Below are 15225 nucleotides of genomic sequence, written 5' to 3' on the forward strand. Positions count from 1 at the left end.
AAGCATGCTAATATTGAATATGATTGTAGTGAGAATGGGTATTGGTTGGGATGCGTGGTTATTTTTTCCCACAGATGGCACGGATTTGCACAGAGGATGATGGATATAATATAGGTATACAAAAAAAGTGTGTAATGAAAACGGGATCAAGCAACGCTAATATTGAATATGATTGTAGTGAGAATGGGTATTGGTTGGGATGCGTGGTTATTTTTTCCCACAGATGGCACAGACTTGCACAGAGGATACTGGATATAATATATAATATAGGTATACAAAAAAAGTGTGTTATGAAAACTAGATAAAGCTTGTTCTTATGGAATATAAATACTGATGAGGATAATATAAAATGAGGATCGTAATAATACGAAGCCTGAAAATCCGGAACTCAAATATCAAAAAACAGAACACGAAACCCGAAACTCAAGACCCAAACCCCGAATTCATCATTCATCATTCATCATTCATCATTCATCATTTATAATTAACAACACCTCTCCCCTAGCCCTGATAGAAATGGTTACCCCGCAGCTTGGGTTGGAGAGTGGATGGGTCTGAGTGTGGGAGCGTGCAGGCGTGAGGAGTATGAATGGATAGCAGGAAATAGCTCCTCATTAAGTTTGAGGGTTTGAGAGTTTGAGAGATTGAGAGATTGAGAGTTGATGAGTGAAAGAAGTAATTTAATATTTGTAAAAGGGGTAAAAAAAAACATTCCGTAAGAATCCTAAATGTGGGACTCCTACGGAATGGGTATAAAACGAAGTTATATTTTTAGTTCAGAACGTATGATGTTCCGTCTCTTCCGTCTTTTAATTCGATTCCTTCAGCAAGCAGTTTGTCTCTGATCTGATCTGAAAGGTCAAAATTCTTAGATTTTCTTGCCTGGTTTCTCAGTTCGATCAACACCTTTAGGGTCTGATCAAGCTTTTCATTATTATTTTCTTCTATGGTCTGTAATCCCAAAACGTCAAAGATAAAGGCATTCAATGTTGATTTTAAATCTTCAAGATCTGCAGTTGAGATTGTTTCTTTCCCATCATTCAAAGCGAAGATGTATTTTACTGCTTCAAACAGGTGAGCAATCAGGATTGGTGAATTGAAATCGTCTGTTAAAGCTTCATATGCTTTATTTTTCCACTCCTTCAGGCTGAAACCGGATTGTTTTGTATCATCAGGCGTAATGGAATTCAATACTTTTACGGCTTCCATCAGTCTGATAAATCCTTTTTCACTGGCCAGCATTGCATCGTTTGAAATATCCAGCACACTTCTGTAATGTGCCTGCAGGAAGCAGAAACGTACAATTGAAGGGTGGAAAGGTTTTTCAAAGAAATCATTGTCTCCTGTAACCAATTGCATAGGAAGGATATAGTTTCCTGTAGACTTGCTCATACGTTGTGAGTTCATTGTCAACATATTGGCATGCATCCAGTAATTTACCGGTGCTGCGTCATTGCAAGCTTTCCCTTGTGCTATTTCACATTCGTGGTGAGGGAATTTAAGATCCATTCCTCCTCCATGGATGTCGAATGTTTCACCTAAATATTTAGTACTCATTGCAGTACACTCAAGATGCCATCCCGGGAATCCTTCTCCCCAAGGAGAGTTCCATCTCATAATGTGAGCCGGAGATGCTTTTTTCCACAATGCAAAATCCTGCGGGTTTTTCTTTTCTCCCTGTCCGTCAAGATCTCTCGTATTGGCAAAAAGTTCTTCTATATTACGTTTTGAAAGTTCACCATAGTTCAATCCCCTTTTGTTGTATTCTAATACATCAAAGTATACTGAACCGTTGCTTTCGTAAGCGAATCCTCTTTCAATCAGTTTTTGAGTCAGCTCTATCTGTTCTACAATATGTCCTGTAGCTGTAGGTTCGATATTAGGAGGCAACAGATTGAACATATCCAATACTTTATGGAAGTCTACCGTATATTTCTGTACGATTTCCATGGGTTCCAGCTTTTCCAACCTGGTTTGTTTTACGAATCTGTCGTTATCTACATTCCCATCATCGGTAAGGTGACCTGCATCAGTAATATTTCTTACATATCTTACTTTATACCCCAAATGCGTCAGGGTACGGTAGATAAAATCGAAGGAAAGAAAAGTTCTTACATTTCCCAAATGTACATTGCTGTACACTGTAGGTCCGCAGACATACATTCCGACATTTCCTTCTAAAATAGGTTTGAATATTTCTTTTTCCGCAGTAAGAGAGTTATATATTTTTAATTGCATGTATTTTTAAGTTAAAAGATTTAATGATTTTAAAGATTCAAAATTGAGTTAAAAATTACTTTTGTCACAACAAATAATTGTTGTGATAAAAATCTTATGTGAAACTTTTTTAAATTTTATCATAATTAAATCGCTTTTAAATGATGCTGTAAATGATCTACATAATCATTGATAATAAACTCCAACGTATACACCCGAGGTTCTGTTTTAGTTGTATCGCAGGTTCTTTGTAATGCTTCATCCGGAATATTTTCCACGATATGAACAATCTGATAGTTCAAAGACTTCCAAAGATCAATAAGATCTGAAGTAGGAACATTCTGATAGTTCTGAGCTTTTACCCAGAAATTCTGGTCATATACAATATTTTCGTTCTCTTTGTATTGGGTTACCACAAATCTACGGATATTTGTAAAAGCACTGTCACAAAGATGACCAATAATTTCTTTTTTAGACCATTTTTCTGAAAAACTTCTATGTGACCATTCTTCTTCAGGGATATTTTGAAATCTCTGAAGTTCGGCATCAATAATGTTTTTAAGGATTTCGTATTTCATTGATTAATAATCCAGTTTGGCATGGCTTCCTACATAATGTAAGAACTCCTGTCTTGTAATAGGGTTTGTTCTGAAAATACCACTTAATTCTGCGGTAATCGTAGAACTTGCGGTGTCTTTTATTCCTCTGCAGTTTACACAAAGGTGTTTTGCATCAATGATACAGGCTACATCTTTTGTTCCCAATGCTTCTTTCAAAGCATCTACAATCTGCATGGTAAGTCTTTCCTGAACCTGTGGTCTTTTCGCATAGTAATCAACAATTCTGTTGATTTTTGAGAGACCGATTACTTCACCATTGGAAATATAAGCTACGTGGGCTCTTCCTATGATGGGTAAAAAGTGATGTTCGCAGAAAGAGTATACGGTGATATCTTTTTCCACCAACATCTGGCGGTATTTGTATTTATTGGAGAAAGTAGAGATTCCTGGTTTGTTTTCAGGAAGAAGTCCTCCGAAAATCTCGTTCACATACATTTTGGCAACACGTCTTGGAGAGTCTTTCAGAGAATCATCTGTCATATCCATTCCTAGTGTTTCCATAATCTCCCCAAAAAGCTCAGTAATTTTTTCTATTTTTTCCTGTGGCGATTTATCAAAAGCATCTTTCCTTATAGGCGTATGTTCTTTTCCAGTGAAAATATCATCGTCGTTATCAGTAAAATCAACCATTTTTATTTAATTTGCAGCAAAAATACGGATAATATCTATTTCTCTATTTCAAATAAGGTGAAAAACATTATCTTTTATAGCCATTTCTGATTAAAAAGCCTATGATTATTGTCGAGGAAGTACAAAATAAACACCATAAAAGGGAATTTCTGGAATTCCCAGTCCGCCTTTATGAACGCGACAAAAATTATATCCGCCCTTTAGATCAACATATTGAGGAGATTTTTGATCCTGAAAAAAATAAGTTCTTTAAAAATGGGACATGTAAAAGGTTTCTGTTTAAAAAGAACAATCAAACAGTAGGTAAAGTAGCCGTTTTTATCAATGGGTGTTATGAGCAAAAGCAACCTACGGGAGGAATTGGTTTTTTCGACTGTATCAATGATCAGGAAACTGCCAACTTTATTTTTGACCACTGTAAAAACTGGCTTCTGGAAAAAGGTATGGAAGCCATGGACGGACCTATCAATTTTGGGGAGCGGGATAAATTCTGGGGACTTTTAACGGAAGGTTTTATTGAGCCTTTATTTGGGATGAATTACAATCTCCCTTATTACAAAGAGCTCTTTGAAAATTATGGGTTTCAGGTTTATTTTGAACAGCTTTGTTTTACCCGGCTTGTATTTTCAGAAGTTTCGAGGATTTTCACCATTGCTCACGAAAAAAACAGAAGAAATCCTGCTATTTCAGCGCAACCCATGAAAAAGAATAACCTGGCTAAGTTTGCGAAAGACTTTACTGAGGTTTATAACAAAGCATGGGCCTGCCATGGAGAAGGAAAACAACTGGAAGAAGCCAAGGTTCTGAAAATGTTCAACACAATGAAACCTATTATCAATGAGCATATCTCCTGGTTTGTGTATGAGAATGAAAAACCTATTGCCATGTGGATTAATATGCCTGACCTCAATCAGTGGTTTAAATATCTGAATGGGAAGTTTGGAATTTTCGAAAAACTCAAGTTCTTGTTTTTAAAACGATTTAAAAAGAATGAGAAAATGGTGGGGCTTGTTTTTGGTGTTGTACCGGAATGGCAGAAAAAGGGCATTGACGGGTATATGATCTGGGAAGGAACTCAACATTTGAGAAAGCATACAGATTTTACGATTACAGAACTGCAGTGGATTGGTGATTTTAATCCCAAAATGATTAAGATTGCTGAAGCTCTTGATACAACCGTTACCCGAAAACTGGTAACTTATCGATATTTGTTTGACAGGAATAAGGAATTTGAGAGACATGAGATTCTTTAGGGTAAGGAAGATGGGAGTTATTGAAGCGTGTTTATTAACTAAAAGTTCAAGTTTACTTTTTTTTAATACTGTAAGCTATTTGATGCAGAGTCTTTATTTGCAACTGTTATATTTTTGATGGAGCAAAGGTTGAATCAACTTTATTGATTCTTTCTAAGCGGATGTATAGCCTGCGGCTTACTTAGTTCATCTTATTTTCTGTATCGGATTCTGATTAAAATAAAAACCCTGCCTTTTACAGCAGGGTTCCTTCATTTTGGTACTTTTATTAGAATAGCTCACCGGCTACTTTTTTTATGTTATCGCTTTTACCCATTGAGTAGAAATGCAAAACAGGAACTCCGAAATCCAGCAGTTCTTTGCATTGAGCAATGGACCATTCTATTCCGATCTGCTTTACAGCTTCATTATTTTTTGCATTTTCCACTTCACTAATCAGTTCTTCGGGAAGGTCTATTTTGAATACCTGTGGCAGGATTTTCAAATGTTTCTTGGTGGCAATAGGTTTGATCCCCGGAATAATAGGAACGGTAATTCCCATTTCTCTTGCTTTCTGAACGAATTCAATGTACTTTTTATTGTCAAAAAACATTTGAGTAACGATATAATCTGCTCCGGCATCTACTTTTTGCTTCAGCCATTTCAAGTCATAATTCATGGAAGGAGCTTCCATATGTTTTTCAGGATATCCGGCAACTCCGATACAGAATTTATTTAATTCATCACAAACCTGTTCTTCGTTATGAAGGTATTTTCCTCTTCCAAGGTTGTTAATCTGATTCACCAGATCCATAGCACTTGCATGCCCGCCATGAGTAGGTTCAAAATATTGATGTCCTTTCATAGCATCTCCTCTCAAGGCCATTACATTGTCTATCCCCAGATACATACAGTCTACCAACAGATATTCTGTTTCTTCCTTGGTAAAACCTCCACAAAGAAGGTGTGGTACTGTATCTACATTGTATTTATGCTGGATTGCCGCACAAATTCCTAATGTTCCCGGACGCATTCTTGTAATACGGCGTTCCATCAGGCCGTTTCCTTTGTCCAGATAAATGTATTCTTCTCTGGATGTGGTAACGTCAATGAAAGGCGGTTTGAACTCCATTAGCGGATCTATATTGGTATAGAGATCTTCAATCCCGATTCCTTTCTGTGGCGGAACAACTTCTAAGGAGAATAAAGTTTTTCCATTTGCGTTTTTAATGTGTTCTGTTATCTTCATGTCAATGTTAATCTGCTAAATTGGGTGACAACCATTTTCTCGCTTCCTGAATGCTACAACCTCTTCTTGCTGCATAATCTTTAAGCTGGTCTTCTGTAATTTTTCCTAATCCGAAATATTTGGCGTGCGGGCTTCCGAAATAATATCCGGAAACTGATGCTGTTGGGAACATGGCAAGGCTTTCTGTAAGGAAAACGCCTGTATTTTCTTCTACTTTTAAAAGATCCCAGATGGTTTTCTTTTCCAGATGATCAGGGCAAGCCGGATATCCCGGAGCCGGACGGATTCCTTTGTATTTTTCGGCAATCAATTCTTCGTTGCTTAAACTTTCCTGATTGGCATATCCCCAATACTCGGTTCTTACTTTTTTGTGTAAGAATTCTGCATAGGCTTCTGCAAAACGGTCTGCCAGGGCTTTCACCATGATGGAATTATAGTCATCATTAGCCTTTTCATATTCGTTGGACAATTCATCTGTTCCAAATCCGGTGGTTACGCAGAATGCTCCCACGTAATCGGTTTTTCCGGAACTTTGAGGAGCAATGAAATCACTTAGCGCTAGATAGTCTTTTCCTTTTGATCTCTGAGCCTGCTGTCTTAGGGTTAAAAATTTAGCCTGCTCATTATTATTTTCATCAAAAATTAAGATATCATCGGATTCATTGGAATTAGCTTTAAAAATTCCGAAAATGGCTTTTGCTGTTAAAAGCTTTTCATCAAGAATTCTCTTTAGAATCACCTGGGCATCTTTGAATAATTCTTTCGCCTGAACGCCTACGACCTCATCTTCCAGGATATTCGGGTATTTTCCGTGAAGATCCCAGCTTCTGAAAAACGGTGACCAGTCGATAAAAGGAAGAAGTTCTCTCAGATCCTGATTTTCGATCACTTTTATTCCTATCGTATTCGGAGTGAAAATTTCTTCGTTTTCCCAATCAATTTTAAAATGATTCTCTCTTGCTTCTTCAATGGAGACATAATCTTTATCTACCTGTCTGTTCAGAAACTTTTCCCTGAAATCGGAATAGTCATTCTTTAAATCCGAAACATATTCTTTATTCCTGTCGCCCAGCAATGAGCTTACTACGTTTACAGCTCTTGAAGCATCATTCACGTGAACGACAGCATTTTTATATTTTAAATCGATTTTCACTGCAGTATGTGCCTTGGACGTTGTAGCACCACCTATCAATAACGGAAAATCTAAATTTTGTCTTTCTAATTCTGAAGCGATGTATACCATTTCATCCAAACTTGGGGTAATCAGTCCGCTCAGCCCGATAACGTCTACTTTTTCTTCAATAGCAGTCTGGATAATCTTTTCAGCGGGAACCATTACTCCAAGGTCAACGATTTCATAATTGTTACAACCTAAAACGACACTCACAATATTTTTACCGATATCATGAACGTCACCTTTTACAGTTGCCATTAATATTTTTCCGTTGGCAGGTTTTGCTCCGTCTTTTTCAGCTTCAATGAAAGGCTGTAAATAAGCCACGGCTTTTTTCATTACCCTTGCAGACTTTACAACCTGTGGTAAGAACATTTTTCCGCTTCCGAATAAATCTCCCACCACTCCCATTCCGGTCATCAGATTGATTTCTATGACATGAAGCGGTCTTGCGGCCAATTGTCTTGCTTCTTCTACATCTTCTTCAATAAAACGGTCAATACCTTTTACCAGGGCATAAGTAATTCTTTCCTGTAATGGATTATTTCTCCATTCCAAGTCTTCGGTCTTTTCTTTTTTTACAGATTTGTGTTTTTCCGAATAGTCGAGAAGTCTTTCTGTAGCATCTTCTCTTTTATCCAAAATTACATCTTCTACAAGTTCCAGAAGTTCTTTATTGATTTCATCATACACCTCCAGCATCGCCGGGTTTACAATACCAATGTTCATTCCTGCCTGGATGGCATGGTAAAGGAATACAGAATGCATGGCTTCTCTCACCGTATCATTTCCACGGAAAGAGAAAGAAACATTACTCACTCCCCCACTTACGGATGCATAGGGAAGATTTTGTCTTACCCAGCGCGTAGCTTCAATAAAATCGATGGCGTTTCTTCTGTGCTCATCCATTCCTGTTGCCACCGGAAAGATATTTAAGTCGAAAATGATATCTTCTGCCGGGAAGCCAATTTGGTTCACCAGAATATCATAAGAACGTTTTGAGATTTCAATTCTTCGTTCAAAACTGTCAGCCTGCCCTACCTCATCAAATGCCATTACAATAACTGCTGCACCGTATCTTTTAATGGCTTTGGCATGTTTGATAAATTCTGTCTCTCCTTCTTTTAAACTGATAGAATTCACTACACATTTTCCCTGAGCAACCTGAAGACCTGCCTCCAGGATTTCCCATTTGGAAGAGTCTACCATGATTGGAATTCTTGCGATATCCGGTTCTGAAGCAATTAAGTTCAGGAATTTGATCATGGATGCTTTTCCATCAATCAATCCATCATCGAAGTTGACATCCAGAATCTGGGCACCTCCTTCTACCTGATGGCGGGCAATATCTAATGCTTCAGAGAATTTCTCCTCTTTAATGAGTCTTAAAAACTTTTTGGATCCGGCAACGTTAGTCCTTTCACCAACATTGATGAAATTACTTTCCGGCGTTATGATAAGAGGCTCGAGGCCTGATAATCTTAAATATTTCATTTTATTCTTCTAAAATATAGTAGGCATTATGGGCATTCTGCCTCAATAAATCCCTATGCTTGCTTAAAGCTGTAATCAGGGGAAACCTTTTGTAAGCTAAATCATGTTCTTTAGCAAATTCCTCAATCTCCTCTGTGATCTCGTTATAATACATATAACTGTAATTCGGGAATAGATGATGGGCTACATGAAAATTGAAATTTCCCAACACATTTCTTACCCACCAGTTATTTTCTTTTAAATCATTGGTCACTTCAAACTGGTGACGAAGCCAGCTAAACGGGAGACCATTTTCCTTATTTAATTTTGGAAAGGCATTATCAGGAAGCGGATGCAAAGGCAGTAAAACAAACAATGCAAAAATACTTGCTGAAATCACCTGTAAAAACCATGCTCCTAAAGCCAATCCTATTGATACTTTAAAGAACATCACAGGAACCACAATCTGATAAAAGAAATAGAACAGTTTATAACTGATCATTTTTACTTTCTCAATGACCGGTATTCTTCCCTGGGTCTTTAAAATCACCCTTTCCTTATCAAAGAAGTCCCTGAAGTCTCTTATAAACATCCAATTGAATAGATACAACGGATAGACTAAAAAGAAAAACTTATCCTGATATTTCTGTACTCCTTTTGCTTTGATCCATGGCACAATTAAAAGCAATCCGCTCTGTTCAATATCTGTATCCCATCCATCCACGTTAGGATAGGCATGGTGGCTTGCGATATGTCTTTTTTTCCAGATGTAGGAATTAGCTCCTATAAAATCAAAAATGTGAAGAACCAGCGTATTCAGTCTTTTACTTTTATAGATATTATTATGAGCGGCTTCATGAATTAAGTTTAAATAAATTAAAACCAAAAAAATTCCCATTAAAACAAAACTCAGAATGTAGATCCAATGCTTTTCGGCATTCAAAAGAGCCAGGAAATACAACCCGATATAGACCAATGGCAGCACAACCGCTTTGATCTGAATGTAGATATCTCTGTTCTCAGAAATGGCTTCCACTCTCTGGTTTACTTTCTTTCTCAGCTCATTAAATAATCTGATATCTTCCGAATCTTTTAAATAAATTGGCTTTTCCATAATATTTAACTTTGTGGTTTACATAAAGTTACTATTTATAATTTAGCCTTCATTCTTGATTTTAATTAAAAAAATCTATCAAATCACACAAATTCCTTCAATTTCCTTGGTGGATATTGTTCTACCAGGTCCGCAATTGCCTTAATATGCTCAGGTGTAGTCCCACAGCATCCTCCGATAATATTGATTAATCCTTTTTCTACATATTCTTTGATCTGTCTTGCCATATCTTCCGGGGTCTCATCATATTTTCCGAAAGCATTGGGTAAACCGGCATTCGGATAGGCTGAAACGTAGAATTCTGAATTATGGGCCAGTGTTTCAAGGTAAGGAGTCAGCTGATCTGCTCCCAATGCACAGTTAAAGCCTACACTTAATAAATTCAGATGGGAAACTGAGATCAGAAAAGCTTCTGCGGTCTGACCACTCAAAGTTCTTCCTGAAGCATCGGTAATCGTTCCTGACACCATGATTGGAATTTTGATTCCTCTTTCATCCTGTAGTTCGTCAATAGCAAACAAGGCTGCTTTTGCATTCAGGGTATCAAAGATGGTTTCTACCAACAGAATATCTGAACCACCATCCAGCAAAGCTTCACACTGCTGCTTGTAAGCCACTCTCAATTCTTCGAAAGTGATGGCTCTGTATCCTGGATCATTAACGTCTGGACTTAAACTTGCTGTTCTGTTTGTTGGCCCGATAGATCCTGCTACGAATCTCGGTTTGTCCGGATTTTTTGCCGTGTACTCGTCACAGGCCTTTCTGGCAATTTTTGCCGACTCATAGTTCAGGTCATATACCAATTCTTCCATGTGATAATCTGCCATCGCAATGGTAGTTCCTGAGAAAGTATTGGTTTCAATGATATCAGCTCCTGCTTCCAGGTATTTCTTATGAACTTCTTCAATAGCCTGAGGCTGTGTCAGAGAAAGCAGGTCATTATTTCCTTTCACCGGATGTTCCCAATCTTTGAAACGCTCTCCACGATAGTCTTCTTCTTCGAACTTGTATCTCTGAAGCATAGTTCCCATCGCACCATCAAGAATTAAAATTCTTTCGGATAGAGCTTTATATAATTGTTCTGAATTTTTCATTTTCTATCAATTTATAGTTTATAAATCCGCTCACCAGTTTTTTACATAAGAGGATTTTTTTATTGATTATTTCAAAATCTTCTTTAGAAATATAGTGTTGGTCTAAAGCCAAATGGAATTGAGTTTCCAGTTTATAAAGAGATTTCCCGGCCATATGCAGGAATTGTAAAGTATCTTCAGGAGCCTGTGTTCTACTTCCTTCCGTTATATTGAACGAAACTGAAGTTGCCATTCTTCTTATGTGACTCGTTAAAGCCAATAATTCTTCTTTAGGAAAATTTGCAGTAAGAATATAAGTTAGAGTAACCAACTGTCTTCCTTCTCTCCAAATTACTAATTCTGTGTAGTTTCTATCCATTTGGCTCTATAAACTGTGAACGATTAATTAATCTAAAGCCTGTTTCAAGTCTGCAATGATATCCTCTACATTTTCCAGTCCTACTGAGCAACGAACCAATCCTGCCGTAATCCCTACTTCATTTCTTTCTTCGTCTGAAAGTTTGGAGTGGGTTGTAGATGCCGGATGGGTAACGATCGTTCTTGTATCACCTAAGTTAGCCGACAGTGAGCACATTTGTATCTTATCTAAAAAGTTTCTTCCGCCCTCTATTCCGCCTTTGATTTCAAATGCTACGATATTTCCTCCAAGCTTCATCTGCTTTTTCGCTACTTCATAACTCGGGTGAGATTTCAGGAATGGATATTTTACTAATTCTACGTTGGGATGGCTTTCTAAAAACTCTGCTACCTTCAATGCATTCTCACAGTGCTTTTCTACACGAATAGACAATGTTTCCAGACTTTTTGATAATACCCATGCATTAAAAGGAGACAATGCAGGCCCTGTATTTCTTGCGAAAAGATAAATTTCTCTGATCAGGTCTTCTTTTCCTACTGCTATTCCTCCTAACACTCTTCCCTGTCCGTCAATCAGTTTTGTTGCGGAGTGTACAACAATATCTGCACCATATTTAATCGGTTGCTGAAGGTAAGGCGTTGCAAAACAGTTATCTACAATAAAGATAAGATTGTATTTTTTTGCAATCTGCCCGAAGAACTCCAGATCCAAAATTTCAATCGCCGGATTGGTAGGAGTTTCAAGGTATAAGATCTTTGTATTGGGTTTAATATATTGTTCAACATTCTCAGCATCTCCTGCTTTGAAATAAGAAGTTTCAATATTCCATTTCGGGAAATATTTGGTAAACAATGTGTGTGTAGATCCAAAAACTGACTGGCAGCTTACGATATGATCTCCGGCATTCAGTAGGGCAGCAAATGTAGAATAGATGGCTGCCATTCCCGTTGCAAAGGCATATCCTGCTTCTGCACCTTCCATTTTAGCTATTTTATCTGTAAACTCTGTTACATTCGGATTGGAAAAACGGCTGTATAGGTTTTTAGGTTTTTCTTCGGCAAAGCTTGCTCTCATATCCTCTGCATCCTGGAATATAAAACTGGAAGTAAGATATAATGGCGTAGAATGCTCATCAAACTGAGATCTTTCAGTCTGGGTTCTTATTGCTGATGTTTCAAAATTTTCCATATAGTTTTAATTGATTTACCAATATAGCAGTCTAACAATGTACCAATGAAATTCTTCGCTTTGCTCAGAATAACGACACCAATTATTGGTAAACTGATACATTATTAGATTGTTATATTAAATATTATTTAGTTTCACTTACTCTTAAAATATCTCCGAATACCCCTCTTGCTGTTACCTGGGCTCCGGCTCCGGCTCCCATGATCACAATCGGATTTTCCCCGTAACTTTCTGTATAAATTTCAAAGATGGAATCTGAACCTTTTAACTGTCCTAATGCTGAAGTGGCAGGAACAGAAATCAGTTTCACATCCAGTTCTCCTTTATCTTTCTGCAGATCACCATGTAAATCACCTACATATCTCAGCACATGACCAGGCTCCTGATTTTCCTTAATTTTCTGGTATTCTTCATCCAATTCATCCAATCTTGAAAGGAATTCTGATTTTGAAACTTCAAGCAGGCTTTCAGGAACCAGATTTTGTATATTGATATCTCCAAATTCATTGATTAAGTCCAGTTCTCTTGCCAGGATTAATAATTTTCTTGCTACATCATTTCCGGATAAATCTTCTCTTGGATCCGGTTCTGTGTACCCTTTTTCCAAAGCTTCGCTGATGATGGTTGAAAATTTATCGTCTCTCAAAGAAAAATTATTGAAAACATAGCTCAATGTTCCAGAGAATACGCCCTTGATTCTTGTGATATTTTCTCCTGAAAGGTGTAATAACTTGATGGTGTCAATTAACGGAAGACCAGCTCCTACATTAGTTTCATACAGATAACGTCTGTTATTTTTACTCAACGTATATCTTAGTTTTCTGTATTCCTCAATAGGAAGGGTATTGAAAATTTTATTGGAAGAAACCAAATCGAATCCGTTTTCTGCCAAAGCGTGATAGTTTTTCACAAAATCCTTACTTGCAGTGTTATCCACAACGATCAGGTTCTCCAGTTGATTTTCATTGGAGAAATTAATTAATTCTTCAACGTTAGAAGAATGTTGCGCGGCCAAAACCTCATCCCCCCAATTGGCATCAAATCCTTTTTTATTGAAGGCTATTTTCTTTGAGTTGGCTACAGCAACTACTTTAAGATCTATTTTTTTACGTTTCTTAATTTCTTCTGCAGATCCCAAAACCTGTTCTATCAAAGTCTTTCCTACGTTTCCGTGACCAATAATTGCCAGATGAACTGTTTTTGGTTTTTTGAAAATTTCAGATTCTATGATATTTCTTGTTTTCTCATCCTGTGAAGAAGTCACTACGATGTTGACTCTGTTTTCTCCGGCTACCTGATTCAGCAATAATGGGAAAACATTGTTTCTGGCCAGTTCAGCAAAGACTTTATTGAAATCTTCTGCCACAAAACCAATCACAGAAACATTATTGATACTATAGATCTGAGAAACTTTTCCAGATTTCCTTTCTGTTTCGAATTCATCAATAAGACAAGCAACCGCTTTTTCTGCATCATTTTCCTGAACCAAAATAGAGATTCCGTTTTCTATAGCTTGTTGAGAAATTACTCCTACACTGATACGCGCTAAAGTAAGCGCCTTAAAAATACGTCCGTCAATCCCGATTTCTCCAAGGAAATCTTCTCCTTCAAATTTGACGATTGATCTGTTCTTCAAAAATTTTATTTCGTTAGCATTTTTCATTACTTCTGTAAAATGTTTTTTATGATATTATTTAATTGTTGATATTCCATTAGGAAGGCATCATGCCCGTGTATAGATTGGATCTCGTGATAAGAAACATCCTTATTTTTCTCTTTTAAGTTTTCAAAACACATTCGGATTTCAGAAGCCGGGAAGAATAAGTCTGTATCTACGGAGATCATGTGCATTCGTGCCTGTATGCTCTCCAGTGCTGTTTCATCAGCATTGATATTCATCAGGAGATGATTCATCAGCTTGTACGCTTGTAAACTAAACCTTTCGTTTAATGCATTACCATGATAAACCAACCAGTCTTCTGATTCCAGGCGTTGATTTTCCTTATTATATTGGTTTTGAAATCTGTCATTGAGTGATTGTGGAGTTCTGTAACACAACATGGCATGAATTCTTGCTTTCTGTAATGGTTCTTCTTTATCATTCAATAAAAATTTCTGAACCAGACATTGGGCATGCAGCCAATCGTGTGTTCTGTAATCACAGGCTATGGGAATAAATATTTCTGCGAGATCCGGCTGCTTGGCAAGCATTTCCCAGGCAATCCCTCCTCCCAGAGAACCTCCAATAATGGCATATATATTTTTGATATGTAAAGCTTCAAGCCCTTTCAGAAATATCGCAGCGATATCTGAAGGAGTGAAATCTTCATAGTCTTCAATTAAAAAATTGTCATATCCGTTTCCGGGTATATTGAAACACAGAACAGTGTATTGATCAGTATCAACAATCTGATTTTCTCCTACCAATTGTTTCCACCAGCCTTTTTCTCCGGATACATTTGAATTTCCGGTAAGAGCATGGTTGATTAAAATGATCGGGGCTGTAAACAGATCTTTCCCAAAAAGCTGATAGCTTAATGAGATATTGTATTCCTTTTGAGAATAAGTTTGATACGAAAGATTAATATAGTTTAGTTCTGTTTTCAATTCTATTAAATTTTAATACAATTGAAAATGCCACAGGAAATGGCTGAAAAGAACTTCAGTAAGTTATCTGTCCAAAATAATTTTGGTAGAACGTAGCACCTTCTTTGCTTGCACAAAGGGTTGCTAAGGTTTCATAGGGTCTAATCCCTCAACCTTTCTTGATAACATTTTCAATATTTGAATGAACGAATGGTGCAAAGGTAGTTCTTTTCTTTTAATTTCAAAAAAAAATTATTTTAATATTTTTAAAAGCCCTTAAACACAAGTAT

At 37.1% G+C, this 15225-nt stretch carries 12 protein-coding genes and 1 riboswitch; of the genes, 1 reads left to right on the plus strand and 11 read right to left on the minus strand.

Annotated elements, in window-relative coordinates; translation table 11 throughout:
• Positions 1 to 771: 771 nt before the first annotated feature.
• The 3 genes from cysS to folE all read right to left on the minus strand — a co-directional run bounded on the left by cysS (position 772) and on the right by folE (position 3467).
• Positions 772 to 2238 carry a cysteine--tRNA ligase gene (gene cysS / locus ODR02_RS03385; protein WP_209786118.1) on the minus strand — a complete coding sequence of 489 codons (1467 nt, stop codon included), beginning with the start codon at positions 2236 to 2238 and terminating at the stop codon, positions 772 to 774.
• A gap of 125 nt (positions 2239 to 2363) precedes the next feature.
• Positions 2364 to 2795, minus strand: a complete 432-nt coding sequence (locus tag ODR02_RS03390) for a DinB family protein (protein WP_209786119.1) — start codon at positions 2793 to 2795, stop codon at positions 2364 to 2366.
• Between the two features lie 3 nt (positions 2796 to 2798).
• Complete coding sequence (gene folE / locus ODR02_RS03395; protein ID WP_047376638.1) at positions 2799 to 3467, minus strand: GTP cyclohydrolase I FolE; 669 nt, start codon at positions 3465 to 3467, stop codon at positions 2799 to 2801.
• A gap of 101 nt (positions 3468 to 3568) precedes the next feature.
• Between folE and ODR02_RS03400 the strand changes: the two genes are divergently transcribed.
• Complete coding sequence (locus ODR02_RS03400) at positions 3569 to 4720, plus strand: hypothetical protein (protein WP_309511627.1); 1152 nt, start codon at positions 3569 to 3571, stop codon at positions 4718 to 4720.
• 268 nt (positions 4721 to 4988) lie between these two features.
• Here the strand turns inward: ODR02_RS03400 and metF are convergent, their stop codons facing one another.
• From metF to ODR02_RS03440, 8 genes are all read right to left on the minus strand, one after another.
• The gene (metF, locus tag ODR02_RS03405; protein ID WP_105683388.1) at positions 4989 to 5948 is read right to left on the minus strand and encodes a methylenetetrahydrofolate reductase [NAD(P)H]; all 960 of its coding nucleotides are present in this window, start codon (positions 5946 to 5948) and stop codon (positions 4989 to 4991) included.
• 7 nt (positions 5949 to 5955) lie between these two features.
• Complete coding sequence (gene metH, locus ODR02_RS03410; RefSeq protein WP_309511628.1) at positions 5956 to 8616, minus strand: methionine synthase; 2661 nt, start codon at positions 8614 to 8616, stop codon at positions 5956 to 5958.
• 1 nt (position 8617) lies between these two features.
• A complete protein-coding gene (locus tag ODR02_RS03415; protein WP_309511629.1) occupies positions 8618 to 9709 on the minus strand; it encodes a fatty acid desaturase family protein in 1092 nt (363 codons plus the stop codon).
• An 83-nt stretch (positions 9710 to 9792) separates the two neighbouring features.
• A complete protein-coding gene (locus ODR02_RS03420) occupies positions 9793 to 10803 on the minus strand; it encodes a homocysteine S-methyltransferase family protein (RefSeq protein WP_105683385.1) in 1011 nt (336 codons plus the stop codon).
• On the minus strand, positions 10778 to 11161 hold the full coding sequence (locus tag ODR02_RS03425; protein WP_209786124.1) for a four helix bundle protein: 384 nt from the start codon (positions 11159 to 11161) through the stop codon (positions 10778 to 10780). Before ODR02_RS03425 ends, ODR02_RS03420 begins: the two co-directional genes overlap by 26 nt.
• A gap of 27 nt (positions 11162 to 11188) precedes the next feature.
• Positions 11189 to 12349: an O-succinylhomoserine sulfhydrylase gene (locus ODR02_RS03430; protein ID WP_309511630.1), complete on the minus strand. Its 1161-nt coding sequence runs from the start codon at positions 12347 to 12349 to the stop codon at positions 11189 to 11191.
• A 124-nt stretch (positions 12350 to 12473) separates the two neighbouring features.
• Positions 12474 to 14012, minus strand: coding sequence for an ACT domain-containing protein (locus ODR02_RS03435; protein WP_309511631.1), 1539 nt, complete (start codon positions 14010 to 14012; stop codon positions 12474 to 12476).
• A complete protein-coding gene (locus ODR02_RS03440) occupies positions 14012 to 14956 on the minus strand; it encodes an alpha/beta fold hydrolase (RefSeq protein WP_309511632.1) in 945 nt (314 codons plus the stop codon). Before ODR02_RS03440 ends, ODR02_RS03435 begins: the two co-directional genes overlap by 1 nt.
• A gap of 60 nt (positions 14957 to 15016) precedes the next feature.
• Positions 15017 to 15124, minus strand: a riboswitch (SAM riboswitch).
• Between the last annotated feature and the right edge of the window lie 101 nt (positions 15125 to 15225).

This window comes from Chryseobacterium sp. CFS2, from assembly GCF_036543225.1.
Classification (GTDB): Bacteria; Bacteroidota; Bacteroidia; order Flavobacteriales; family Weeksellaceae; genus Chryseobacterium; species Chryseobacterium culicis_A.